This window comes from Citrobacter sp. 50677481 (genome assembly GCF_001463265.1).
Classification (GTDB): Bacteria; Pseudomonadota; Gammaproteobacteria; order Enterobacterales; family Enterobacteriaceae; genus Citrobacter_A; species Citrobacter_A sedlakii.
In genome coordinates, this window is record NZ_LNHZ01000057.1 from 1 (window position 1) to 23,377 (window position 23,377).

The window sequence follows — 23,377 nt, forward strand, 5'->3', positions numbered from 1 at the left end:
GCCCATCCTGACGGATGCGCTGTTTGCGTTTCTGGTACAGGCCATCTCAGCGCAGCGACATCCGCCGCGAACAAGCATCCTTCTGGCGCCTAAGTTGACCAACTGCTCTGCAGACCGATTGCCGTCAGGCTATGGTAAAAGTCGGGTCCTGTCCCCCATACACACTGAGCTTCCTCTGAATTCCTTCTACTGCTAATTAAATCCTCGACCCCTGTCACATAATAATATATAACAATTGAATAACATTTCATTTACCAAAATGACAGCAAACACAACTGATGATCACAATCAGATCTTTGGCAGGAGTACAATTCTAATGACAGAAAGCAGTGTAACTGTGAACGGGTCACTGACCGACAGTGATACCCGTCGCCGCGTATGGGCAATTGTCGGTGCCTCATCCGGGAATCTGGTTGAATGGTTTGATTTCTACGTCTATTCCTTCTGTTCCCTCTACTTTGCGCACATCTTCTTCCCCTCGGGTAATACCACAACTCAACTTCTCCAGACCGCAGGCGTCTTTGCCGCAGGCTTTTTAATGCGCCCTATTGGCGGCTGGCTGTTCGGTCGGATAGCCGATAAACATGGGCGAAAAAAATCCATGCTGTTATCGGTGTGTATGATGTGTATGGGATCGCTGGTGATCGCCTGTCTGCCCGGTTATGAAACCATCGGCACATGGGCGCCAGCGCTGTTACTGCTTGCCCGTCTGTTTCAGGGGCTGTCTGTTGGTGGAGAATATGGCACCAGCGCAACCTATATGAGTGAAGTCGCTGTAGAAGGACGAAAAGGTTTTTATGCCTCGTTTCAGTATGTGACGCTGATTGGTGGGCAATTGCTGGCGCTGCTGGTTGTAGTAGTCTTACAGCACACCATGGAGGATGAAGCGCTCAGAGAGTGGGGGTGGCGTATACCCTTTGCGTTAGGCGCAGTACTGGCCGTGGTCGCGCTCTGGCTGCGTCGTCAGCTTGACGAAACGTCAAAGCAGGAAACCCGAGCTCTGAAAGAAGCAGGCTCGCTGAAAGGACTATGGCGAAACCGCAGAGCATTTATCATGGTGCTCGGATTCACTGCCGCGGGTTCCCTCTGTTTCTATACTTTCACGACTTACATGCAAAAGTATCTGGTGAATACCGCCGGGATGCATGCCAACGTGGCCAGCGGAATTATGACTGCCGCTCTGTTTGTATACATGCTTGTTCAGCCGTTGTTTGGCGCCCTGTCTGATAAAATTGGTCGACGTACCTCGATGCTGTGTTTTGGCGCGCTGGCGACACTGTTTACCGTACCCATTTTATCCGCGCTACAGAACGTGACATCGCCTTACGCAGCCTTTGGATTGGTCATGTGCGCATTGCTAATTGTCAGCTTCTACACTTCAATCAGTGGGATTCTGAAGGCCGAAATGTTTCCGGCGCAGGTTCGCGCGCTGGGTGTTGGTCTTTCCTATGCGGTGGCGAATGCGCTGTTTGGTGGTTCCGCGGAATACGTCGCGCTGTCGCTGAAGTCTGTCGGCATGGAAACCTCTTTCTTCTGGTATGTCACAGTGATGGCGATCGTCGCGTTTTTAGTTTCGCTGATGCTGCACCGCAAGGGTAAAGGGCTGCGCCTTTAGTTATGATGCGCCAGCTGCCAGACGGCATAGCCAGTGGTTGCCCCGGCGACATCCCAGGCGAAATCTTTCCAGCTCCAGCCGCTCCCTTCAGGGCGGCTGTCCCACAGTTCTTTTGACGCGCCAAGGCTGAGCGAAAACATCAAACCAAATGCGGCGCTGCGATCGCGGCTCATACCCTGATGTTGCGCATATTCGTTACCTGCGGCTGAAAGCATCGCGGAGGCGATAAAATGCTGAGCCTTATCCTGCCCGTGCCAGCTGTCCTGAGCCAGATGGCTACATCCCGAAAGAACAAAGACGCTCAGAACAAGAAGTATACGCACCGGCACCTCCATACAGAAAACCCCGTACAGGACGGGGTTTTGATTACAGAATACGACTAATAAGCCTGTCGATCCGAATCCGGCGAAGTCGGCGAATAAGTTTACGGACTTTGACCGGATAATCAGCGATGCTTTGAAGATCGCGATAATGTTTAACGATCGTAGTATGCGTACGGATCAGATCCAGTTCTTTTTCTCTTTGCGCCGCCAGTTCTTGCTGAGGATCGTGAATCAGGATCGCATTTTCCAGATCCAGACGCCAGGCGCGCGGATTGAGGTTATTCCCGGTAAGCAACATCCAGTTGTCATCCACCCACATGCCTTTGAGATGATAAGAATTATCTTCGTCTTTCCACAGACGGACGACGAGCTGATCGGTATTCACATAGTATTGCAGACGGCTCAGGAAACGCCGCAGGTTAATCTCATAGAGATAGGGCAGAGCGCCGATAATCTTAAACGGCTCGTTTTCCGGAATATAAAAATCGTTGGCGGTTTTATCTCCGACGATGATCTCCACCTTTTTACCTTCACGCAGCAACTGAATAATGTTGCGCACCAGAATCGCTGGCAGGTTGAAGTAAGGCGTGCAAATCGTAAGCTTATGTTCCGTGCACGGCATCAAATGAAAGATGGTTTTATTGAGCAGGCTGGATTTACCCAGGCCTACTAATGGCGTCACGGAAAGCTGATCGTTGTTCGCATCGCCCTGAAAATGGTAGGCCGCATCGCGTAACTCCTGGCGATACAGACGAATATCATTTTTGATTTCAGGACTTTTTGGACGTTGAGTATCATCCAGTCGATTAACGCCACGACCCTGCATCAGGTTCTGGGTGACCCATTCGAACATGATGTCAGCCATTTTGGCGTTACGGATCAGGTGATAGCGATCATAACGATATTTATCATGCTGATGCAGGTAGACGTCGTTCAGGCTAGCGCCGCTGTACAGCACGCTGTCATCAATGATAAAGCCTTTGAAATGGAGAACGCCAAGGGCTTCACGAGTGTTGATGGGAACGCCGTAGACCGGTACGTCGACGCCGGGGTTTTCATGTGCCATCCGGCAGTACCAGTCGGCATTGGTATTCGATGCCGCCGCGCCGATTCGTCCACGTTGCGCACGATGCCAGTCGACAAGCACCCGAACGTCGAGTTCCGGCCGCTGCCGTTTCGCCTCATAAAGCGCGTTGAGGATGCCTTTGCCACCGTCATCCTGTTCCAGATACAGGGCGATGATGCAAATGCGTTGCTTCGCGCCGGCTATTTTCTCCAGCAGAGTCTCCCTGAACCTGGCAGGAGCATAAAAGAAATCGACATCATCAACTGATTGAGAAATCTTCGGTAGTTGGGCAAGGTGTTGTTGATGTTTATTACGCTTAAATTTTGACAACATCACAGTGCATTTCTTCTCTGTTCATTGAAGGGTCCTCTGTGCTATGCAGACGACATAAGCGGGCAATGATAACACCGTCCCCGTTAAAGTGGTCAACATTTCCAGTACCTTACTCACGATTCCTCGGGCGGCGCAAGCTCAAGCGTTAGCCCAACGATACCCTCTTCAAGCTGGATATCCACGTGGAAACCGAGCTTACGAGCCAGCGCCACCATGCCGCGATTGTTAGGCATCGTAATCCCATTCAGCCGTCTGAGTCCGTGATCCCGGGTATAGGTAATTAATTTTTCCAGCAATCGACGACCTAATCCTAACCCTTTGAGATCGGAACGCACCAGGACGGCAAATTCCGCATCAACGTTATCCGGATCGGAAATCGCGCGGGTGACGCCGAGAATTTCTTCCGTTTGCTCAACGCGTCTCACTGCGACAAATGCCATTTCCCGATCGTAGTCGATCTGCGTCATGTTAGCTAAATCTTCGTGGGTAAATTCATTGATCTCACTAAAATAGCGGTAATAAAGATCTTCTTTGGTGACCTGGGAAATGAACTGCTGAAGATGAGGCTCATCCTCCGGCAGGATAGGTCGGAACAGGCAGCGCTCGCCATTTTTCATCTCGACCCATTCTTCTAATTGATGAGGATAGGGACGCACGGCAAGGCGACTTTCGTTATCACCTTCAAAGGGCGCGATATCCAGAGTGACATCCAGCGCGGTAAACTCTCCGGCTGAGGCCAGCAGCGGATGGATATCCAGTCGCTGGATCTCCGGGCAGTCGACAATCAGGTTCGACACCTGCACCAGTAACTGGCTCAGACCCGCCACATCCAGCGGACGTAAAGCGCTACGCCCACGGATCTTCTTACTTTTTATTCCCTGAATAACCAGGTAACGCGCCAGATTCATGTTCAGCGGCGGAAGCGCAACGACAGCCTGTTCTTCAGGGTGCCACTCCACGCCGCCTTCGCCCAACATAATCAATGGGCCAAACACCGGATCGTGCTCCACGACCACGCGCAACTCCTGCGCGCCCGCGCGGTTTGCCATGCTTTGCACCAGCAGACCGTGTATGCGCGCTTGCGGCCAGGCCATTTTTACCCGATCAAAGATAGCATTGGCCGCCTGCTGAACCTCATTCGCCGTGCGCAGATACAGCATGACCCCCTGTACTTCTGATTTATGAGGAATATCCGGCGAACGCAGCTTGAGCGCGACCGGGTAGCCAATCTGCTCGGCGATATGCACTGCTTCGGCGCTGTCGCTGGCAATCCAGGTGGGAAGCGTATGCAACCCATAAGCTTGAAGAATGGGCTGAACTTCATGAGTATCTAATGATGTCGCACCCTCGTGAATCGCCTGCTGAAGCAGGTCATGGGCTTGCGTCGTATTGGCGGTGAGATTGCTGGGCAACGCGGGCGTTTCCCGCAATTGTTTCTGGTTTCGCCGGTATTCCACCATATGCATAAACGCGGTAATGGTGCCTTCCGGGGTGCGATAGGTTGGCAGTCCGGCTTCGCTGAATAACCGTCGGGCTTCCTGAGAGGAAAACTCTCCGCACCAGTTGGTTAACAACGAAACAAACTTGCCGCGCGGATGGTGGCTAACGGTTTCTATCAGCGCCTGAGCGGTCTCGGTACCCGGCGCGGTGGCGCTGGGGGAGTGTATAACCATCAACGCGTCAAAATCCTGACTGGCGAGGAGGCATTCCAGCGTTTTAGTGTAATGCGCAATGCTGGCATCATCGCGAAGATCCAACGGGTTAGCTACTTCAACGTGCGCAGGGAGAAGATCGCGTAGCTTCTGGCACGTCTCTTCACTCAGCGTGGCCAGTTTGCCGTTACGCGACCAAAGTTCATCCAACGCCAGCGCCGCCGGCGCTGCGCCATTGCTGATAATCATTAGCCTGTCGCCGCGCAAAGGACGCATATGACTCAGCGTTTCTACCGCGGAAAACAGTTCGTGAGTATCCTGCACGCGCAGCAAGCCTGCGCGCTGAATAGCAGCATCCCAGGCAGGGTCCATTCCGGCGCTGGTCTGTAATAAACGCTGGGCAGCCGGGCTGCGACCGCTTTTGATCACCAGAATCGGTTTATTGCGCGAGGCGCTGCGGGCGGCAGAGACAAATCGTCTGGCATCGCTTAAGTGTTCCAGATAAAGCAGAATGGCGCTCGTTTTACTGTCACGGGAGAGATAGTCAAGCAATTCGTCGACATCAATGTCGAGGCTATCACCAAGTGCAATAAAGTAGGAAAAGCCCATTTCGCGCTGCTGCGCCCAATCGAGAATAGTGTTCGACACCGCAGCGGACTGGGAGATAAACGCCAGCTTACCGCGTTTAATCGGTACCGGAGAAAAGCTGGCATTGAGCCCTTGCCAGGGCGCAAGCAGCCCAAGGCTGTTAGGGCCAAGCAGACGCATTTTATAGCGCGCGGCACAGGACAATAATTCAGCATGTAAAGACGCGGGGGCGGAAAGAATAATACAGGTTTTACAGCCCTTTTCTCCCAGCGCTTCCAGCAGCGCCAGATTGCGGCTGGCATTGGTGCACAATACGGCGAGGTCAGGCGTAAAAGGCAGACTGTCGACGTTCGGCCAGGCCAGTACGCCTAATACCGCTTTCCAGGCGGGCGTGACGGGAAGAACCGGGCCGTTAAAGCCGCCTGCCAACAGATTGCGCATCATCAGGTAGCCCGCCCGGTTGGGTTTCATCGATGCGCCAATCACGGCTATCGATTTGGGTCGCAGTAGCGCTTCCAGCCCTCGCTGACTCATATCGGTTTCCCTTGCATAGAGATGACCGAATGATTTTAAACGCTTTCTGCTAATTGTGCTGTGACGCTTCCCTGATGTTGGGTTTTTCCTGCGAGATAGCGGGTTTTGAAGCGGCTAAAGTGTTCGCCAAGCGCACCTGCGGCGTCGGTATCACCAGCCAGATCCAGCAGGGCGATAGCCACCTCGGCGGTGCAATATTGCCCGTCGGCATGGATGCCGCGCAGGTGATAGGCCGACAGGCGCGACAGGTCGACGGAAATCACCGGCAGGTGGTCGAGGTAGGGGCTTTTACGGAACATTTTGCGCGCTTCCGGCCAGGTGCCGTCGAGCATAATGAACAGCGGTGGTTTACCGGTGGGAGGCGCCAGGATCACTTCACGTTCTTCGCTGGCATACGAGGCGGGAAAAACCACCATCGGCTGATACGCGGGGTCTTGCACTAAATCCAGTAACGCCTGCGGCGGTTCGGTTCGCGACCACTGAAACGCCGCGGTATCCGGCAACGTATCGGCAATCAGTCGTCCGGTATTACTGGGCTTCATCGGTTCGGTATCAAACATCACCAAACAGAAACGACTCTTCGCCCACGAAGGCGCCAGGGTCGCGCACAGGCACAGTTTCAGCGGCAGTAAACAGCGCTGGCAGCGACGTATGCGATTACCGCGGGCGAGAAAAGGGCGCGTGGCGCGTGCAAGACGTTCAGCACGAAGCTTAAGAACAGCGTTTTCAGTCATTGGGGATTGAGAAGTGTGTCGAAAAACGCCATTGTCGCAGAGGTAAAAACGGGGCACAAGATGCGCCCCGACGAGATTACAGCGATTCGTTCAGCCAACTATCAAATGGCGCTTTTGGCACCGCGCCATTGAGCATATCCACAACCTGACCGTGCTTTAAGATCATAATGGTTGGAATGCTGCGAATGCCGAAGCGGGCGCTGAGTTCTCGCTCTGCTTCAGTATTCACTTTCACGAAACGCACTTTACCGCTGCGTTCTTCGGCGACGTCTTCAAAAATGGGGGCGAAGTTACGGCATGGGCCACACCACGGCGCCCAGAAGTCGATCACAACAGGCAGATCGTCCTTCAGCAGTTTATCCAGCGTTTCACCGGTCGCATTGATCACCTCTCCGTCAAACAGGTCGTGACCACAGCGTCCGCATTTTGCCGCATCCTCAATCCGATCGTCGGGAATGCGGTTGATGGCCTGGCAGCTGGTACAAACGGTATTCATAACTAACCTCTGGATGAGTAGGGATAATGAACGGCACGAACGCCGATATGTTTCCAATATGTTACATATTATCGACGAGACTGTTTTAAACAACAATGTGTTTTATTCAATGAGTACAATAGTCATAAGCTTTTAAATGAAATAATGGCTAACTCAGTGTACATCGGGTAATCTGCGCGCTTCGCGCAGCGCTGGTGGAGAAAAGCATGAACGATGAATTGAAAAACAAAAGCGGCAAGGTCAAAGTGATGTATGTCCGCAGTGATGATGATTCTGATAAACGTACCTATAACCCGCGTACCGGGAAAGGGGGCGGACGTCCAGGAAAATCTCGTGCTGACGGTGGCCGTCGCCCCGCCCGCGATGAACGACCCTCTCAGAACCGCGATCGCAAGCGTGAAGATTCGCCGTGGCGTACTGTGTCCCGGGCCCCCGGTGACGAGACGCCGGAAAAAGCCGATCACGGTGGGATCAGCGGTAAAAGTTTTATCGATCCTGAAGTGTTGCGTCGTCAGCGCGCGGAAGAGACCCGCGTTTACGGCGAAAATGCCTGCCAGGCTCTGTTCCAGAGCCGTCCGGAAGCCATTGTCCGCGCATGGTTCATTCAGAGCGTTACCCCTCGTTTTAAAGAAGCGCTACGCTGGATGGCGGCGAACCGCAAAGCGTATCACGTGGTAGATGAAGCGGAGCTGGCGAAAGCCTCGGGTACTGAACATCACGGCGGCGTTTGTTTCCTCATCAAAAAACGTAACGGCACCACCGTTAAACAATGGGTGAGTCAGGCGGGGGCGCAGGACTGCGTGCTGGCGCTGGAAAAAGAGTCTAACCCGCACAACCTGGGCGGCATGATGCGCAGTTGCGCCCATTTTGGCGTGAAGGCCGTCGTGGTGCAGGATGCAGCATTGCTGGAATCCGGTGCGGCAATTCGTACCGCAGAAGGCGGCGCGGAGCACGTGCAGCCAATCACCGGCGACAGTATTGTGAATGTGCTGGATGATTTCCGTCAGGCGGGGTACACCGTCGTGACCACCTCAAGCGAACAAGGTAAACCGTTGTTCAGCACTGCCTTGCCAGAAAAAGTGGTGCTTGTGCTGGGCCAGGAAGCAGATGGTCTGCCGGACGCTGCGCATGATGCCAGCGATTTGTGCGTGAAGATCGATGGTACCGGGAAGGTCGACAGTCTGAACGTCTCAGTCGCGACTGGCGTACTGCTTGCCGAATGGTGGCGTCAGAATAAAGCGTAACGACACGTTGCCCGGCGGCAAGGGCTTGCCGGGCATGCATTCTCTGATTTACTCGCTCTCTGCCGGTAATACCGGCATCCAGTCAACAGGCTTCTCGCCACGCTGCTCCAGCCATTGATTCGCCAGAACAAAATGATTGCAGCCAAAAAATCCGCGATGCGCCGACAGCGGCGACGGGTGGGGCGCTTTCAGCACATGATGACGTTGCTTATCAATAATTGCCCCTTTTTTCTGGGCGTGCGATCCCCAGAGCAGGAACACCACTCCTTCACGATGCTGGTTGATCAGTGCGATCACTTTATCGGTGAAGGTTTCCCATCCAAGACTGGCGTGTGAATGCGCCTGGCCGGCCCGAACGGTTAATACCGTATTGAGCAACAGCACGCCCTGACGCGCCCAGCTTTCAAGATAACCGTGTGAGGGGCGGGTAAAACCCGGGATCGAGCCTTCCAGCTCTTTATACATATTCACCAGCGACGGCGGCGGCGCAATGCCCGGACGAACGGAAAACGCCAGCCCGTGCGCCTGGCCGGGGCCGTGATAGGGATCCTGTCCGAGAATAACGACTTTTACCTCGCCCAGTTCGGTGAAGCGAAACGCGTTAAACACATCTTTTTGCGGCGGATAAATCGTCATTCCTGACTGTCGTTCTGCAGCAACGGTGTGAAGCGTATTCACAAAATAGGGCTGCTGTTTCTCTTCAGCCAGCACATCGTGCCAGGTTAATTCGGTGGCCATCTCGCTCTCCTGCGAATTTTCAATCAACATAGCTTAACTGCTTCTTTGCATGGCGCAAACTGCTGTCGCCCGGCAGCGTGCGCTATGCCTCTAATAAAGTTGAAAATTTATGTAAAAAGTTTATGCCTTTGTCAGGCGTAAGTTGATGTAAAACAATAAATTCATCGTATCACCACTTTTGTGGTGTGGTTTTTATTGATTTAAATCAAAGAATCAAGGGTGTCAGGGGGGTATATATACACTCAAGCAACAATGGTTTTACCAATTGGCCGCGAGACGGCCAACCCTAATCAAATAATTTGCCGGGGAGGCATCACATGATTACAGGTATCCAGATTACTAAAGCCGCTAACGATGACCTGCTGAATTCCTTCTGGTTGCTGGACAGCGAAAAAGGCGAAGCACGCTGCATCGTTGCAAAAGCAGGTTTTGCCGAAGACGAAGTGGTTGCAGTAAACAAACTGGGCGACATTGAATACCGCGAAATTCCGATGGAAGTGAAACCGGAAGTGCGTGTGGAAGGGGGCCAGCACCTGAACGTTAACGTACTGCGTCGCGAAACGCTGGAAGATGCGGTTAAGCATCCGGAAAAATACCCGCAACTGACCATCCGTGTTTCCGGTTACGCCGTGCGTTTCAACTCTCTGACGCCGGAACAGCAGCGCGACGTTATCGCTCGTACCTTTACTGAAAGTCTGTAAGCACACCGCTCAGACTGATTCATCAACCCCGGTCACGCACTGCGACCGGGGTTTTTTATTGTTTGCATTAATCACCCGCGTGATTAAAAGTTTGGCGATAATTAAACTTATATTATTCCTCCTCATTCAACACATATATCAGCGACGTTATTTTTCGCGCTGGTAAGTATAGTTTTGTCAGTTTTTTCGTGGTTTAGGTTTGGTTTAAATAAACATGCGGGAAAACGGCTATTATCCGCGCAATTAAGAAATACCCTCCGTTCAACTCTACTTCAATTTTCTGTCTGCTTTAGTCGGACAACGTTATTTCTATAAATTTGTAATAATATCTTTGGGAAAAATATGAGACGCAATAAGGTCGCCTTTTTTTGCCTGACGGCTATATACGGTACAGCGTTTAACGCCAGTGCTGAATATCTTCAGGACGGTCTGAAGGTTTCTACAGAAGATGTTTCACTGAATGACAGCGGCAAAATTATTAATACGTCCGTTTCTAAATCGAAGACGTTAACGCTCGGCGGTGCTATTCAGGCAGAATCCACTCTGCTTGATGTCGGTAATCTGACTGCCGGAGACCGTGTCTCCTTAGCAGACACGACATTGAAGGGGCGCAGTCTCCTGACGCTGAACGATAATACTCTTGCAAATAATACTGTTCTGCAAGGAACCAACACAACTGTCATTCTAAACAATAACGCGACGGCGACGAATACCACGTTAAACGGCATCAGTTATTTAAATGTTAACGATAATGCGTCAATAAGTAATACTATTATTAATGATAACAGTACAGTGACCTTATCGGGTAAGGCGACGGCGGAATATACCACAACGCATCGTAATATGACGTTAAACGATCATGCCACAGCCACTCACACGCATGTTAAACAACATGGACGGCTTTATCTCAATGGCGATACCTCGGCCACTGATACGCTTGTTGATGATGGTGGGTATATTTACACCTACGATAATAGCCAGATAAGTAATACCGTATTAAATGGTACATCGTTATTAACGATGTATGGGAATTCTTATGGTGTCGATACAGTTGTAAATAAAGATAGCAAAATTTTTATCAGAGAGCATTCGCTTCTGGAGAACACCACGGTCACGAACGGGGGATATTTGGGTTTTCATGACAATGCCTCGACCCGAAACACGCGGGTGCAATCTGGCGGGAATATGAATATCTCTGCTTCCGGTTCAGCAGAAGACACTTACGTTGAGCAGGGCGGGCGTTTAAATATGAACTCAACGGCCAGCGCCAGCAAGACAGTCATTAATGGCGGCACGATGCTGATGAGTATGAATGCGGTGGCCAGCGATACGCAAATCGCCGGTAGCGGTACGCTGGATATCAAAGGCAATGCTGCCTTAACGGATACCACGCTGTTTGATACCGCTGCGCTAACCATGACTGAAAACACCGTGGCGAACGGGACGACGCTCAACGGTACGAGCACGATGAGGCTTTCCGGCGCAGCGAGCGCGCGGAACGCCACCCTCAATGACGCAAGTGTGATGACTCTGGCAAGCGGTACCACCGCGCACGACACGGTAGTTAACAGCGGAGCATTTCAGCTGTATACCTCCGCACGGGCGACGGGGAGTACGGTTGTCAACGGGGCTGGCGAGATGATTATGGAAGCCGGTGCATATGCCAGCGACCTGACGCTGAAAGGCGGTACTCTGTCGATTACTGACTTAAACGACAATACCACCAGTGTGCTGCCTGCCCGAATCGATACGCTGTCGTCGGAGCGAGGGATCGTCTCGTTTCTCCGTGACAGCGATGGCGATTATGCGGCGTTATCGATCGGTTCGCTGAGCGGGACAGGATCGTTTCTGTTTAATACGTCATTGGCGGAACGTAACGGGAACTTTGTCACTATTGATAATGGCGTTGGCCAGTTCAATATCATCGTCCATGACTCAGGCCGGGAAATTGCCGATCCAGACAATCTGACCGTCAACCTGGTGAATGATAAAGAGGGCAATATTGACTTCACGCTGGTCAGCGCTGCACAACGTCGTATCGCAATGCTGGATGCGGGGGTGTACATGTACTCGCTTTATCACCAGCAAGGTAAAGATCAACTGGAGGGTAACATCTGGTATCTGGGCCTGGCGAACGGAAATACCGTGCAGCCGGAACCTGAAGAACCGGAGCCGGAAGAACCAGGCACAGAGCAACCGGGTACAGAAATTCCTGGTACTGGCGGTGGAGAGCAGCCCGATACCGGTGGTAATGGCGGTAACGAAAATAAACTGACCACGCCGTCAACGGATGCGATCCTCAACATGGCGTCGGCAATCACGCGCGTGGTGAATGCTGAACTGGATGGCTTCCGCGCCTGGCGCTCAACGCTTTCGGCGGATAATCTTCCGGAAAACAGTGTATGGGGGCATTACACCGGCAGCAACAGTCGCGTTCACAGTAGCAATGGCGCGGCGTATCGTCTGGAGCAAAACGGCATTGAAATCGGTGCGGATAAAACCACACGATTTGAGCGTGGAAACCTGCTAACCGGCGTCTGGATGTCCAGCTCTGCGAATGAGGTAAGACATGCGCGAGGTGGGAAAAGTACCCTGGATAGCTACGGTCTGGGCGCGTATGCCACGTGGTTCGATCGCTCCGGGATTTACGTTGATGGCGTAATGAAAGGCAACCGTCTGAACAGCGACCTGAAGGCGAAAATGACCAACGGAGGTTACACCCGGGGCGACTGGCATCAGTATGCGCTGAGCGGCGTGCTGGAAAGCGGTTATCGTCATTGGCTGACGGCACAAACTTATGCCGAGCCGTATGTCCGTACCAGCGCCGTTCAGGCAAACCGGGCCAACATCACGCTCAGCAATGGCATGAAAGCGGACACCGGCAAGCCCCGTTCGCTGATTGCGGAAGCCGGTACGCGCGTCGGTAGCCAGTTCACACTGGGGCGCGCGGAAGTGAAGCCTTACTTCCATGCGGCAGTGGTTCAGGAAACCGCGAAGTCAAACGAAGTCGCCATTAACGGCATACGCTTTGATAATAATGTGAAGGGGGCGTCTGGACGCTATGGCGCGGGAGCGTCGCTGGAACTGGCGGAAAATACCACGTTCTATGGCGAGGTCAATTACCGACAAGGGCGATATATCGAAGAACCGGTACAGGGCGTACTGGGACTGAAAATGCACTTCTGATGGCAACGCAGAAAACAAAAAGCCGGCGCAAATGCCGGCTTTTATCATTAGAAAGAAACGGCGTTTTTATTCTTCGCCGGACTGCTGCGCGACGTCGCTAGCGCTCGGTTTACGGCGCTTACCAATATTTTTGGTATCACGGTGACGTTTTTTCACCCGTGGCTTCTCTTTTTCCTTCTCTTTTTTCTTCTCTGCGCGTTTGGCGAGCACTTTTTTGGATGGTTTCCCGGTCATTTTTTCACTGGGCGCTCGCGTGGTCGGACGGAGTTCATCAATCACGCGTGATTTTAGCGGTTCCTCAATGTAACGACCGATTTTCAGCAGCAGCAGATGATCGTGCGCTTCAACCAGTGAAATGGCTGTGCCTTTACGCCCTGCGCGGCCTGTACGACCGATACGGTGCAGATAGGTATCCCCGCTGCGCGGCATGTCGAAGTTAATCACGTGACTCACGTCAGGAATATCAATCCCGCGCGCCGCAACGTCGGTGGCGACCAGCACATTCACGCGACCGTCGGTAAGACGTTTGATGCCTTCGTTGCGTTTGATCTGCGCCATCTCGCCTTCAAGATAGCAGTTGTTAATGCCTGCCAGGCGCAGTTGCTCTGCCAGTTCATGAACACGCTCACGCTTACGCACGAACACGATGGTGCGGGTCGCGTCTTCCTGCTTCAACAAGTGCTTCAGTAGTTCAAATTTATGCTCGTAGTTATCGGCACGGTAGTACCACTGATGAATCTTTTTACGCTCACGCGTGGACGGAGTGGCAGACACTTCAACCGGTTCTTCCAGCAGGCGCTCGGCAAAGTCTTTGATCGCCTCGCCTTCGAGGGTCGCGGAAAACAGCATCGTCTGCTTACGCCAGCGCGTTTCTCCGGCAATGTGCTCAATATCCTGAGCAAAACCCATGTCCAGCATGCGATCCGCTTCGTCAAGGATCAAGGTTTCTACCGCGCGGCAGTCAAAGTTCTCTTCTTTTATATACTGCATCAGGCGACCAGTGGTCGCGACCACGATATCCTGGTTTTCGCTGAACACTTCCGCGTGGTTCATGTACGCGACGCCACCGGTAATGGTCGCAATATCCAGATGGGTATGCTTTGCCAACTCGCGAGCGTGATCGGCGACCTGCATTGCCAGTTCGCGCGTCGGCGTAAGGATCAGGATACGCGGCGGGCCGGATTTCTTACGCGGGAAGTCGAGCAGGTGCTGCAACGCTGGCAGCAGATATGCCGCCGTTTTACCGGTGCCTGTCGGCGCAGAACCGAGCACATCACGGCCATCGAGCGCAGGCGGAATGGCGGCAGCCTGAATGGCGGTCGGGCGAGTGAAGCCTTTTTCCTGGAGGGCATCCAGCAGGCTTTCGTCGAGTTCAAGTTCGGAAAAAGTCGTTACAGTCATGTTCTACCTCTGTGTGGGGCGCTGATTATAGACGTTACGGCTGTAATCTTCATCTGTTTGTATGGATATCGCTTCTCAGGTATTGTTTTTACCCGGCGCTGTCGCCGTTTTTTCTGCAAGGTTTGTTATTCATGTCCCAGTCTACATCCGTTCTTCGTCGTAATGGATTTACCTTTAAACAGTTTTTTGTCGCTCACGATCGCTGTGCAATGAAAGTCGGGACGGATGGTATTTTACTTGGCGCATGGGCGCCAGTGGCCGGGGTAAAGCGGATCCTGGATATCGGTACGGGCAGCGGTCTGCTGGCTCTGATGCTCGCCCAACGTACCGATGAAAGCGTCACGGTCGACGCGGTTGAACTGGATGTAGATGCCGCCGAACAGGCGCAGGAGAATATTCTGCAGTCGCCATGGGCCGGGCGGCTGACCCTGCACCAGGAAGACGTTCAGGGCTGGGCCTCCCGGCAAACCGTTAAGTTTGATTTGATCGTCAGTAACCCGCCTTATTACGAGCAGGGCGTCGACTGTGCGACGCCGCAACGGGAACGGGCGCGTTATACCACGACGCTGGATCACCCGGCGCTGCTAGCCTGCGCGGCGGAGCTGATTACGGAAGAAGGTTTTCTCTGCGTCGTCCTGCCGGAAAAGACCGGTGGCCTTTTTACGCAGCAGGCGCATGACATGGGCTGGCATTTAAGGCTCAGGACCGACGTTGCGGAAAATGAAGCGCGTTTACCGCATCGGGTTCTGTTGGCTTTTTCACCAAAACAGGGAGAATGCTTTAGCGACAGGCTGGTGATACGCGGGCCAGACCAGCGTTACTCAGAAGGTTACACGGCGCTGACCCAGGCGTTTTATTTGTTTATGTGAGTATGTAGTGGCGACAGTACCGACGGTCCGGAAACGGCCAGCAGATCCGGATAATCAAGTGTATAGTGCAAACCGCGGCTCTCTTTGCGCATCATTGCGCAGCGTACGATCAGTTCGGCGACCTGCACCAGATTACGCAGCTCCAGCAAATTATTCGACACGCGGAAGTTGGCGTAATACTCGTCGATCTCCTGCTGCAACATGGTAATACGCCGCAGGGCGCGCTCCAGGCGTCGGGTGGTTCGCACGATGCCGACGTAGTCCCACATAAACAGGCGCAGCTCGTGCCAGTTATGCTGGATAACGACAAGTTCATCGGGATTTTCTACACGGCTTTCATCCCAGGCGGGAAGGGCGCTTACGCCACGGGCGTAAGGCATGCGTCTGTCGATATCTTCTGCCGCCGACCAACCGTAAACCAGGCATTCTAGCAACGAATTCGACGCCATACGGTTAGCGCCGTGCAGGCCGGTATAGCTCACTTCCCCAATGGCGTACAGGCCATCAACGTCAGTGCGTCCATAATCATCCACCATCACGCCGCCGCAGGTATAATGCGCAGCAGGCACCACCGGCACCGGATCTTTTGTCAGATCAATGCCCAACCCCAGCAGTTTTTCATAGATCATCGGAAAGTGCTGGCGGACAAACGCCTCAGGCTTATGGCTGATGTCGAGAAACATACAGTCCGCTCCCAGACGCTTCATTTCATGATCGATCGCGCGGGCGACAATATCCCGTGGCGCCAGCTCGCCGCGCTCATCGAAATCCGGCATAAAGCGCGTACCGTCGGGACGTTTAAGATGCGCGCCTTCGCCACGCAGCGCTTCGGTAAGCAGGAAATTTCGCGCCTGTGGGTGATACAGGGCGGTAGGATGAAACTGGTTGAATTCAAGATTAGCGACGCGGCAGCCCGCGCGCCAGGCCATCGCAATCCCGTCACCCGAGGAAATGTCCGGATTCGTCGTGTATTGATACACCTTCGACGCCCCGCCGGTAGCCAACACTACCGACTTCGCATGACAGGTCTCCACGCTTTCCTTATTACGGTTCCAGATCCAGGCGCCGACCACCCGGCGCGTGCCCGGCAGGCCGATTTTATCGGAAATAATTAAATCGACAGCATTGCTGCGCTCAAGCACGCGGATGTTGGGATGGTTCTGCGCCTGACTGACCAGCGTGGTTTCGACCTCTTTACCGGTTGCGTCCGCGGCATGGAGGATGCGACGATGACTGTGACCGCCTTCACGGGTTAAATGATAGCTTTCCTGACCGTCAGGCTGGATTTGCGTATCAAACAGCACACCCTGATCGATTAGCCACTGAACGCAGGCGCGGGCATTGCTGGCGACAAATTCTACCGCGTGGCGATCGCATATACCGGCGCCGGCGATAAGCGTATCTTCCACATGGGAATCGATGCTGTCGGTTTCATCGAAAACGGCGGCAATCCCTCCCTGCGCATAGAAGGTGGACCCTTCGCTAACCGGGCCTTTGCTCAGGACAATGACCTGATGCTTCTCTGCAAGACGCAGCGCCAGCGAGAGGCCGGCAGCGCCGCTACCAATAATTAACACGTCACAAGAAAGTTCAGGAGTGGTTTTCATGATCTTTGTTTAATTTACTAAACATTGTCTGGCGAGCATAGCATCATAACCTGCGTTTCAGCACGTTTTATTTTCAGTTCCGTTGAGCTGGCTAAACAGAAGGCGGGATTGCAAGGAAATGTCTGGTTAAGGATATATTTTGCGTAGCGGGCCGTAAGCGCCAGATTAGAGGATGAAATAAAGTAGCTGTTGGGGTACTCTGCAACCGGTTTATGGGCATTTCTTATGAGATAGTGCATTGTTCAGACTCGGTAGACTTATAATGAGAGATAATGACCGTCTACAACTTGACACTCAAAAAACAGATGCGTAACGGAACTTTACAAAAACGAGACACTCTAACCTGTTGCTTGCTCACAGTGCAGCTAATGGAGTGGCGTTTCGCGAACGCGTGGAAATTTGGTTTGGGGAGACTTTACCTCGGATGAGCGAGCAGTTAACGGACCAGGTCCTGGTAGAACGGGTCCAGAAGGGAGATCAGAAAGCCTTTAACTTACTGGTAGTGCGCTACCAGCATAAAGTGGCGAGTCTGGTTTCCCGCTATGTGCCGTCGGGTGACGTTCCTGATGTGGTGCAAGAGTCATTTATCAAAGCCTATCGTGCGCTGGATTCATTCCGGGGAGATAGCGCTTTTTATACCTGGCTGTATCGTATTGCCGTTAATACGGCGAAGAATTACCTGGTGGCTCAGGGCCGTCGTCCACCATCCAGTGATGTGGATGCGATTGAAGCAGAAAACTTCGAAAGTGGCGGTGCGCTGAAAGAAATTTCGAACCCTGAGAACTTAATGTTGTCAGAAGAACTGAGACAGATAGTTTTCCGTACTATCGAGTCCCTCCCGGAAGATTTACGTATGGCAATCACCTTACGGGAGCTGGATGGCCTGAGCTATGAAGAAATCGCGGCCATCATGGATTGTCCAGTGGGTACGGTGCGTTCACGTATCTTTAGGGCGCGGGAAGCTATTGATAATAAAGTTCAACCGCTTATCAGGCGTTGACGATAGCGGGATACTGGAAAAGGTATTAGGCATGCAGAAAGAAAAACTTTCCGCTTTAATGGATGGCGAAACGCTGGACAGTGAGCTGCTCAAAGAACTGGCTCACGACCCGGAAATGCAAAAAACTTGGGAAGGCTACCACCTGATCCGCGATTCTATGCGGGGTGACACGCCTGACGTGCTTCATTTCGATATTTCCGCTCGCGTTATGGCCGCCATTGAAGATGAGCCGGTACGCCAGACGGCGCCATTAATTCCAGAGGCCCAGCCCGCACCGCACCAGTGGCAAAAAATGCCGTTCTGGAAAAAAATGCGCCCGTGGGCAGCGCAACTTACCCAAATGGGGGTCGCTGCATGCGTATCGCTTGCAGTTATTGTTGGCGTCCAGCACTATAATGGGCAATCTGAAACGTCCCAGCAGCCCGAAACGCCAGTGTTTAACACACTGCCGATGATGGGCAAAGCCAGCCCGGTTAGCCTGGGAGTACCTTCTGACGCGACCGCAAACGGTGGTCAACAGCAGCAGGTACAGGAGCAGCGTCGTCGAATTAATGCCATGTTGCAGGATTACGAACTGCAACGTCGACTGCACTCCGAACAGCTTCAGTTTGAGCAGGCGCAAACACAGCAAGCCGCTGTTCAGGTGCCAGGAATTCAAACTCTAGGAACGCAATCGCAGTAATGAAGCAACTTTGGTTTGCCATGTCACTTGTGGCGGGTAGCCTGTTCTTTTCTGTAAACGCCTCGGCCAATGCTGCGTCCGGGGCGTTATTGCAGCAGATGAATCTGGCCAGCCAGTCACTCACTTACGAGCTGTCGTTCGTCAGCATCACAAAACAAGGCGTTGAATCTTTACGCTATCGCCACGCGCGTCTGGACAACCGCCCGCTTGCCCAACTGCTGCAAATGGACGGCCCTCGCCGCGAAGTTGTCCAGCGTGGAAACGAAATCAGCTATTTCGAACCCGGACTTGAGCCGTTCACCCTGAACGGCGACTATATTGTTGATTCTCTGCCATCGCTTATCTATACCGACTTCAAGCGCCTTGCCCCGTACTACGACTTCATTTCCGTGGGCAGAACCCGTATCGCCGATCGCCTGTGCGAAGTGATTCGCGTTGTCGCGCGTGACGGTACCCGTTATAGCTATATCGTCTGGATGGATACTGAAACCAAGCTGCCGATGCGTGTCGATCTGCTTGACCGTGATGGCGAAACGTTAGAACAATTTCGGGTAATCGCTTTCACCGTTAATCAGGACGTGGGAAACAGCATGCAGATGCTGGCGAAAGCCAACCTGCCGCCGTTGCTCTCCGTTCCGGCCGGTGAAAAAGCGAAATTCAACTGGAGTCCAACCTGGCTGCCTAAGGGCTTTAGCGAGGTGTCCAGCGGTCGCCGACCGTTGCCGACGATGGACAACATGCCGATTGAATCGCGTCTTTATTCGGACGGTTTGTTCAGCTTCTCTGTCAACGTCAACCGGGCGACGCCAACCAGTACCGATCAGATGCTGCGAACCGGTCGCCGGACCGTCAGCACCAGCGTGCGTGATAACGCCGAAATCACCATTGTGGGTGAACTGCCGCCGCAAACGGCGAAGCGAATTGCCGACACCATTAAGTTTGGGGTGATGCAATGATCAAAGAGTGGGCTACCGTCGTCTCCTGGCAAGATGGTCAGGCGCTGATAAGCTGCGACGTGAAAACATCCTGCAACAGCTGCGCGTCACGCGCCGGGTGCGGCAGCCGCGTACTTAATAAGCTGGGGCCGCAGACGACGCATACGCTCGTTGTGCCCAGCGCCACGCCGCTGGAACCCGGCCAGAAAGTGGAACTGGGCATTGCTGAAGCCAGCTTGCTTGGCTCGGCCGTACTGGTGTATATGACGCCGCTGGTGGGGCTGTTTTTGTTCGCTTCCCTTTTTCAAGCGCTGTTCGGTTCCGATCTCGCTGCGCTAAGCGGCGCGGTACTCGGCGGCGTCGGCGGGTTTTTGTTTGCGCGAGGCTTTTCCCGTCAGCTTGCTGAACGTGAATCCTGGCAGCCGGTCATTCTGAATGTCGCGCTCCCGCCTGGCCTTGTTCGCGTCGATGCCACATCATCAGAAAGTCGCTAATCCTGTCTCTGCCGGAGGGCGGCTTCCCGTTCCCGCTATCCTTACTCTATGAACATTTCCTCGCCTCACCGTTGTAGTGTAGAATGCGGCGTTTCAGTTAAACAGACGTTAAGCTCAGAACAGCGACTTCTCAAAGCCTGCCACGGCGGGCGTTAAGGCACAATAATTACTCTATATGAAGAACATACGTAACTTTTCGATCATTGCTCACATCGACCACGGTAAATCGACGCTGTCTGACCGTATTATCCAGATCTGCGGTGGCCTGTCTGACCGTGAAATGGAAGCGCAGGTTCTCGACTCGATGGATCTGGAGCGTGAGCGCGGCATTACCATCAAAGCGCAGAGCGTAACGCTCGATTACAAAGCCTCAGATGGTGAAACGTACCAGCTTAACTTTATCGACACCCCCGGTCACGTTGACTTCTCGTACGAGGTTTCCCGTTCGCTCGCCGCCTGTGAAGGGGCGCTGCTGGTGGTGGATGCCGGGCAGGGCGTTGAAGCGCAGACGCTGGCGAACTGCTACACCGCCATGGAAATGGATCTCGAAGTGGTGCCGGTTCTGAACAAAATTGACCTGCCCGCTGCCGATCCGGAACGTGTCGCCGAAGAGATTGAAGATATTGTTGGCATTGACGCGACTGACGCTGTGCGCTGCTCGGCGAAAACGGGCGTTGGCGTGACCGACGTGCTGGAACGCCTGGTGCGCGATATCCCGCCGCCGCAGGGCGACCCGGAAGGGCCGCTGCAGGCGTTGATTATCGACTCCTGGTTTGATAACTACCTCGGCGTCGTGTCGCTGGTGCGGATTAAAAACGGCACCATGCGCAAAGGCGACAAAGTGAAGGTCATGAGCACCGGTCAAACCTATAACGCCGATCGCCTGGGCATCTTCACGCCGAAGCAGGTTGACCGTACCGAGCTGAAATGCGGCGAGGTAGGTTGGCTGGTCTGCGCCATTAAAGATATCCACGGCGCGCCGGTGGGCGACACCCTGACGCTGGCCCGTAACCCGGCGGACAAAGCGCTTCCGGGCTTTAAAAAGGTCAAACCGCAGGTTTACGCAGGTCTGTTCCCGGTAAGCTCCGACGATTACGAAGGCTTCCGTGATGCCCTCGGCAAACTGAGCCTTAACGATGCGTCCCTGTTCTATGAACCGGAAAGTTCTTCCGCGCTTGGCTTTGGTTTCCGCTGCGGCTTCCTGGGGCTGCTGCATATGGAGATCATTCAGGAACGTCTGGAGCGTGAATACGATCTGGATCTCATCACCACGGCGCCGACCGTTGTTTACGAAGTGGAAACCACGGCAAAAGAGACGATCTACGTCGACAGTCCGTCAAAACTGCCGCCGCTGAACAACATCTATGAACTGCGCGAACCAATCGCAGAGTGTCATATGCTGTTGCCGCAGGCGTATCTGGGGAACGTCATCACGTTGTGCGTTGAAAAACGCGGCGTGCAGACCAACATGGTTTACCACGGTAACCAGGTGGCGCTGACCTATGAAATCCCGATGGCGGAAGTCGTTCTCGACTTCTTTGACCGTCTGAAATCCACATCGCGTGGCTATGCGTCGCTGGATTACAACTTCAAACGCTTCCAGGCTTCCGATATGGTGCGCGTAGACGTTCTGATCAACAACGAACGCGTCGACGCGCTGGCGCTGATCACGCACCGTGACAACTCCCAGAGCCGTGGCCGTGAGCTGGTGGAGAAGATGAAAGATCTGATCCCGCGTCAGCAGTTCGATATCGCGATTCAGGCGGCAATCGGCACACACATTATTGCGCGTTCTACCGTGAAACAGCTGCGTAAGAACGTGTTGGCGAAATGCTATGGCGGCGATATCAGCCGTAAGAAAAAACTGCTGCAGAAGCAGAAAGAAGGTAAGAAGCGTATGAAGCAGATCGGTAACGTCGAACTGCCTCAGGAAGCGTTCCTCGCCATTCTGCATGTCGGTAAAGACAGCAAATAACCCTTAAGGAGTTGGCATGGCCAATATGTTTGCCCTGATTCTGGTGATTGCCACACTGGTGACGGGCATTTTATGGTGCGTGGATAAATTCTTTTTCGCGCCAAAACGTCGGGAGCGTCAGGCCGCAGCGCAGGCCGCTGCTGGTGATTCGCTCGATAAAGCCACCTTGAAGAAAGTGGCGCCGAAACCCGGCTGGCTGGAAACTGGCGCGTCGGTTTTCCCGGTGCTGGCGATTGTGCTGGTCGTGCGTTCGTTTATTTATGAGCCGTTCCAGATCCCGTCAGGTTCAATGATGCCAACGCTGCTGATTGGTGACTTTATCCTGGTGGAGAAATTCGCTTACGGGATTAAAGATCCGATCTACCAGAAAACGTTGATCGAAACCGGTCATCCGAAACGCGGCGATATCGTGGTCTTTAAATATCCGGAAGATCCGAAGCTCGACTACATTAAGCGTGCGGTTGGGCTGCCTGGCGACAAAGTGACTTACGATCCGGTTGCCAAAGAACTCACCATTCAGCCTGGCTGTCGCTCTGGTCAGGCGTGCGAAAATGCTTTACCGGTGACCTACAGCGACGTACAGCCGAGCGACTTCGTACAGACGTTCTCGCGTCGTAACGGCGGTGAGGCGACCAGCGGCTTCTTTGACGTACCGCAGAGTGAAACGAAAGAGAACGGCATTCGACTTGCCGAGCGCAAAGAGACCCTTGGCGACGTCACGCACCGTATTCTGACCGTACCGATTGCGCAGGATCAGGTGGGGATGTATTACCGTCAGCCAGGTCAGCAACTGGCGACCTGGATTGTGCCGCCGGGGCAGTACTTCATGATGGGCGATAACCGGGATAACAGCGCAGACAGCCGTTACTGGGGATTTGTCCCGGAAGCTAATCTGGTGGGGAAAGCAACCGCAATCTGGATGAGTTTTGACAAGCAGGAAGGCGAATGGCCGACCGGCGTCCGTTTGAGCCGTATTGGCGGGATCCACTGATCGCGGTTTAGCGTTCACGTTGTCGTCAATGTGGCGGCAACGTGAATTATTTATTAGATAATTCCCCCCAGGCTAACGACATCCCTTGTCGTTGTGTATAGAATATTCCCCCGAAGTTTAAGGTTGGCGCCTCCTGGTCGCCACGGCACACGAAACAGCGTTGGTTCCCCATATACAGGCAAGTAAAGCTGTCGCTCTGCGGCTGGCTGAATA

At 53.5% G+C, this 23,377-nt stretch carries 20 protein-coding genes and 1 pseudogene; 12 read left to right on the forward strand and 9 right to left on the reverse strand.

Features of this window, described 5'->3' with window-relative positions:
• Positions 1 to 316: 316 nt before the first annotated feature.
• Positions 317 to 1,615, forward strand: coding sequence for an alpha-ketoglutarate permease (gene kgtP / locus APU02_RS14945; RefSeq protein ID WP_060570455.1), 1,299 nt, complete (start codon positions 317 to 319; stop codon positions 1,613 to 1,615).
• On the opposite strand, the gene APU02_RS14950 is transcribed toward kgtP, so the two are convergent.
• The 6 genes and pseudogenes from APU02_RS14950 to trxC all read right to left on the reverse strand — a co-directional run bounded on the left by APU02_RS14950 (position 1,612) and on the right by trxC (position 7,341).
• The gene (locus APU02_RS14950) at positions 1,612 to 1,938 is read right to left on the reverse strand and encodes a YfiM family lipoprotein (protein ID WP_060570596.1); all 327 of its coding nucleotides are present in this window, start codon (positions 1,936 to 1,938) and stop codon (positions 1,612 to 1,614) included. The two genes, kgtP and APU02_RS14950, sit on opposite strands and share 4 nt — an antisense overlap.
• Before the next feature lie 43 nt (positions 1,939 to 1,981).
• Positions 1,982 to 3,337, reverse strand: coding sequence for a CDP-diacylglycerol--serine O-phosphatidyltransferase (gene pssA, locus APU02_RS14955; protein WP_042291718.1), 1,356 nt, complete (start codon positions 3,335 to 3,337; stop codon positions 1,982 to 1,984).
• A pseudogene (locus APU02_RS26970) lies at positions 3,321 to 3,362 on the reverse strand (hypothetical protein). Before APU02_RS26970 ends, pssA begins: the two are co-directional and overlap by 17 nt.
• An 88-nt stretch (positions 3,363 to 3,450) precedes the next feature.
• Positions 3,451 to 6,111 (reverse strand): protein lysine acetyltransferase, encoded by a 2,661-nt coding sequence (gene pat, locus APU02_RS14960; protein WP_042291716.1) that lies wholly within the window; start codon positions 6,109 to 6,111, stop codon positions 3,451 to 3,453.
• Positions 6,112 to 6,146: 35 nt separating this feature from the next.
• Positions 6,147 to 6,845 (reverse strand): tRNA-uridine aminocarboxypropyltransferase, encoded by a 699-nt coding sequence (gene tapT / locus APU02_RS14965; RefSeq protein WP_060570458.1) that lies wholly within the window; start codon positions 6,843 to 6,845, stop codon positions 6,147 to 6,149.
• Between the two features lie 76 nt (positions 6,846 to 6,921).
• Positions 6,922 to 7,341, reverse strand: coding sequence for a thioredoxin TrxC (trxC, locus tag APU02_RS14970; RefSeq protein ID WP_060570460.1), 420 nt, complete (start codon positions 7,339 to 7,341; stop codon positions 6,922 to 6,924).
• A gap of 206 nt (positions 7,342 to 7,547) precedes the next feature.
• Here trxC and APU02_RS14975 point away from each other — a divergent pair, with 206 nt between their 5' ends.
• Entirely contained in the window at positions 7,548 to 8,585 is a 1,038-nt protein-coding gene (locus APU02_RS14975; RefSeq protein ID WP_060570461.1) for a tRNA/rRNA methyltransferase, read from the forward strand.
• Positions 8,586 to 8,633: 48 nt separating this feature from the next.
• Here the strand turns inward: APU02_RS14975 and ung are convergent, their stop codons facing one another.
• Complete coding sequence (ung, locus tag APU02_RS14980; RefSeq protein ID WP_042291757.1) at positions 8,634 to 9,323, reverse strand: uracil-DNA glycosylase; 690 nt, start codon at positions 9,321 to 9,323, stop codon at positions 8,634 to 8,636.
• Positions 9,324 to 9,640: 317 nt separating this feature from the next.
• Here ung and grcA point away from each other — a divergent pair, with 317 nt between their 5' ends.
• The gene (gene grcA / locus APU02_RS14985) at positions 9,641 to 10,024 is read left to right on the forward strand and encodes an autonomous glycyl radical cofactor GrcA (RefSeq protein ID WP_042291706.1); all 384 of its coding nucleotides are present in this window, start codon (positions 9,641 to 9,643) and stop codon (positions 10,022 to 10,024) included.
• Positions 10,025 to 10,366: 342 nt separating this feature from the next.
• A complete protein-coding gene (locus APU02_RS14990; protein WP_060570463.1) occupies positions 10,367 to 13,210 on the forward strand; it encodes an autotransporter outer membrane beta-barrel domain-containing protein in 2,844 nt (947 codons plus the stop codon).
• A gap of 66 nt (positions 13,211 to 13,276) precedes the next feature.
• Here the strand turns inward: APU02_RS14990 and srmB are convergent, their stop codons facing one another.
• Positions 13,277 to 14,611, reverse strand: coding sequence for an ATP-dependent RNA helicase SrmB (gene srmB, locus APU02_RS14995; protein WP_042291703.1), 1,335 nt, complete (start codon positions 14,609 to 14,611; stop codon positions 13,277 to 13,279).
• A gap of 131 nt (positions 14,612 to 14,742) precedes the next feature.
• Here srmB and trmN point away from each other — a divergent pair, with 131 nt between their 5' ends.
• The gene (gene trmN / locus APU02_RS15000) at positions 14,743 to 15,480 is read left to right on the forward strand and encodes a tRNA(1)(Val) (adenine(37)-N(6))-methyltransferase TrmN (protein ID WP_042291701.1); all 738 of its coding nucleotides are present in this window, start codon (positions 14,743 to 14,745) and stop codon (positions 15,478 to 15,480) included.
• Here the strand turns inward: trmN and nadB are convergent.
• The gene (nadB, locus tag APU02_RS15005) at positions 15,465 to 17,087 is read right to left on the reverse strand and encodes an L-aspartate oxidase (RefSeq protein WP_060570465.1); all 1,623 of its coding nucleotides are present in this window, start codon (positions 17,085 to 17,087) and stop codon (positions 15,465 to 15,467) included. The genes trmN and nadB overlap by 16 nt on opposite strands.
• A gap of 272 nt (positions 17,088 to 17,359) precedes the next feature.
• Between nadB and rseD the strand changes: the two genes are divergently transcribed.
• The 7 genes from rseD to lepB all read left to right on the forward strand — a co-directional run bounded on the left by rseD (position 17,360) and on the right by lepB (position 23,164).
• Positions 17,360 to 17,515, forward strand: coding sequence for a rpoE leader peptide RseD (gene rseD / locus APU02_RS26485; RefSeq protein WP_131729047.1), 156 nt, complete (start codon positions 17,360 to 17,362; stop codon positions 17,513 to 17,515).
• Positions 17,512 to 18,087: an RNA polymerase sigma factor RpoE gene (rpoE, locus tag APU02_RS15010; RefSeq protein WP_000003307.1), complete on the forward strand. Its 576-nt coding sequence runs from the start codon at positions 17,512 to 17,514 to the stop codon at positions 18,085 to 18,087. The genes rseD and rpoE overlap by 4 nt, the downstream gene beginning before the upstream one ends.
• Positions 18,088 to 18,118: 31 nt before the next feature.
• Entirely contained in the window at positions 18,119 to 18,769 is a 651-nt protein-coding gene (gene rseA / locus APU02_RS15015) for an anti-sigma-E factor RseA (protein ID WP_060570467.1), read from the forward strand.
• Positions 18,769 to 19,725: a sigma-E factor regulatory protein RseB gene (gene rseB / locus APU02_RS15020; RefSeq protein WP_042291691.1), complete on the forward strand. Its 957-nt coding sequence runs from the start codon at positions 18,769 to 18,771 to the stop codon at positions 19,723 to 19,725. The genes rseA and rseB overlap by 1 nt, the downstream gene beginning before the upstream one ends.
• A complete protein-coding gene (gene rseC / locus APU02_RS15025; RefSeq protein ID WP_060570468.1) occupies positions 19,722 to 20,198 on the forward strand; it encodes a SoxR-reducing system protein RseC in 477 nt (158 codons plus the stop codon). Before rseB ends, rseC begins: the two co-directional genes overlap by 4 nt.
• 175 nt (positions 20,199 to 20,373) lie before the next feature.
• Complete coding sequence (gene lepA / locus APU02_RS15030; protein WP_042291517.1) at positions 20,374 to 22,173, forward strand: translation elongation factor 4; 1,800 nt, start codon at positions 20,374 to 20,376, stop codon at positions 22,171 to 22,173.
• 16 nt (positions 22,174 to 22,189) lie between these two features.
• Positions 22,190 to 23,164, forward strand: coding sequence for a signal peptidase I (lepB, locus tag APU02_RS15035; RefSeq protein ID WP_060570473.1), 975 nt, complete (start codon positions 22,190 to 22,192; stop codon positions 23,162 to 23,164).
• Positions 23,165 to 23,377: the final 213 nt, after the last annotated feature.

What these genes read in the sequence shown, in the direction of transcription:
- kgtP (WP_060570455.1), top strand. Translation starts at nt 317, where the DNA reads ATGACAGAAAGCAGTGTAACTGTGAACGGGTCACTGACCGACAGTGAT.
- pssA (WP_042291718.1), bottom strand. Translation starts at nt 3,337, where the DNA reads ATGTTGTCAAAATTTAAGCGTAATAAACATCAACAACACCTTGCCCAA.
- pat (WP_042291716.1), bottom strand. Translation starts at nt 6,111, where the DNA reads ATGAGTCAGCGAGGGCTGGAAGCGCTACTGCGACCCAAATCGATAGCC.
- tapT (WP_060570458.1), bottom strand. Translation starts at nt 6,845, where the DNA reads ATGACTGAAAACGCTGTTCTTAAGCTTCGTGCTGAACGTCTTGCACGC.
- trxC (WP_060570460.1), bottom strand. Translation starts at nt 7,341, where the DNA reads ATGAATACCGTTTGTACCAGCTGCCAGGCCATCAACCGCATTCCCGAC.
- APU02_RS14975 (WP_060570461.1), top strand. Translation starts at nt 7,548, where the DNA reads ATGAACGATGAATTGAAAAACAAAAGCGGCAAGGTCAAAGTGATGTAT.
- ung (WP_042291757.1), bottom strand. Translation starts at nt 9,323, where the DNA reads ATGGCCACCGAATTAACCTGGCACGATGTGCTGGCTGAAGAGAAACAG.
- grcA (WP_042291706.1), top strand. Translation starts at nt 9,641, where the DNA reads ATGATTACAGGTATCCAGATTACTAAAGCCGCTAACGATGACCTGCTG.
- APU02_RS14990 (WP_060570463.1), top strand. Translation starts at nt 10,367, where the DNA reads ATGAGACGCAATAAGGTCGCCTTTTTTTGCCTGACGGCTATATACGGT.
- srmB (WP_042291703.1), bottom strand. Translation starts at nt 14,611, where the DNA reads ATGACTGTAACGACTTTTTCCGAACTTGAACTCGACGAAAGCCTGCTG.
- trmN (WP_042291701.1), top strand. Translation starts at nt 14,743, where the DNA reads ATGTCCCAGTCTACATCCGTTCTTCGTCGTAATGGATTTACCTTTAAA.
- nadB (WP_060570465.1), bottom strand. Translation starts at nt 17,087, where the DNA reads ATGAAAACCACTCCTGAACTTTCTTGTGACGTGTTAATTATTGGTAGC.
- rseD (WP_131729047.1), top strand. Translation starts at nt 17,360, where the DNA reads ATGACCGTCTACAACTTGACACTCAAAAAACAGATGCGTAACGGAACT.
- rpoE (WP_000003307.1), top strand. Translation starts at nt 17,512, where the DNA reads ATGAGCGAGCAGTTAACGGACCAGGTCCTGGTAGAACGGGTCCAGAAG.
- rseA (WP_060570467.1), top strand. Translation starts at nt 18,119, where the DNA reads ATGCAGAAAGAAAAACTTTCCGCTTTAATGGATGGCGAAACGCTGGAC.
- rseB (WP_042291691.1), top strand. Translation starts at nt 18,769, where the DNA reads ATGAAGCAACTTTGGTTTGCCATGTCACTTGTGGCGGGTAGCCTGTTC.
- rseC (WP_060570468.1), top strand. Translation starts at nt 19,722, where the DNA reads ATGATCAAAGAGTGGGCTACCGTCGTCTCCTGGCAAGATGGTCAGGCG.
- lepA (WP_042291517.1), top strand. Translation starts at nt 20,374, where the DNA reads ATGAAGAACATACGTAACTTTTCGATCATTGCTCACATCGACCACGGT.
- lepB (WP_060570473.1), top strand. Translation starts at nt 22,190, where the DNA reads ATGGCCAATATGTTTGCCCTGATTCTGGTGATTGCCACACTGGTGACG.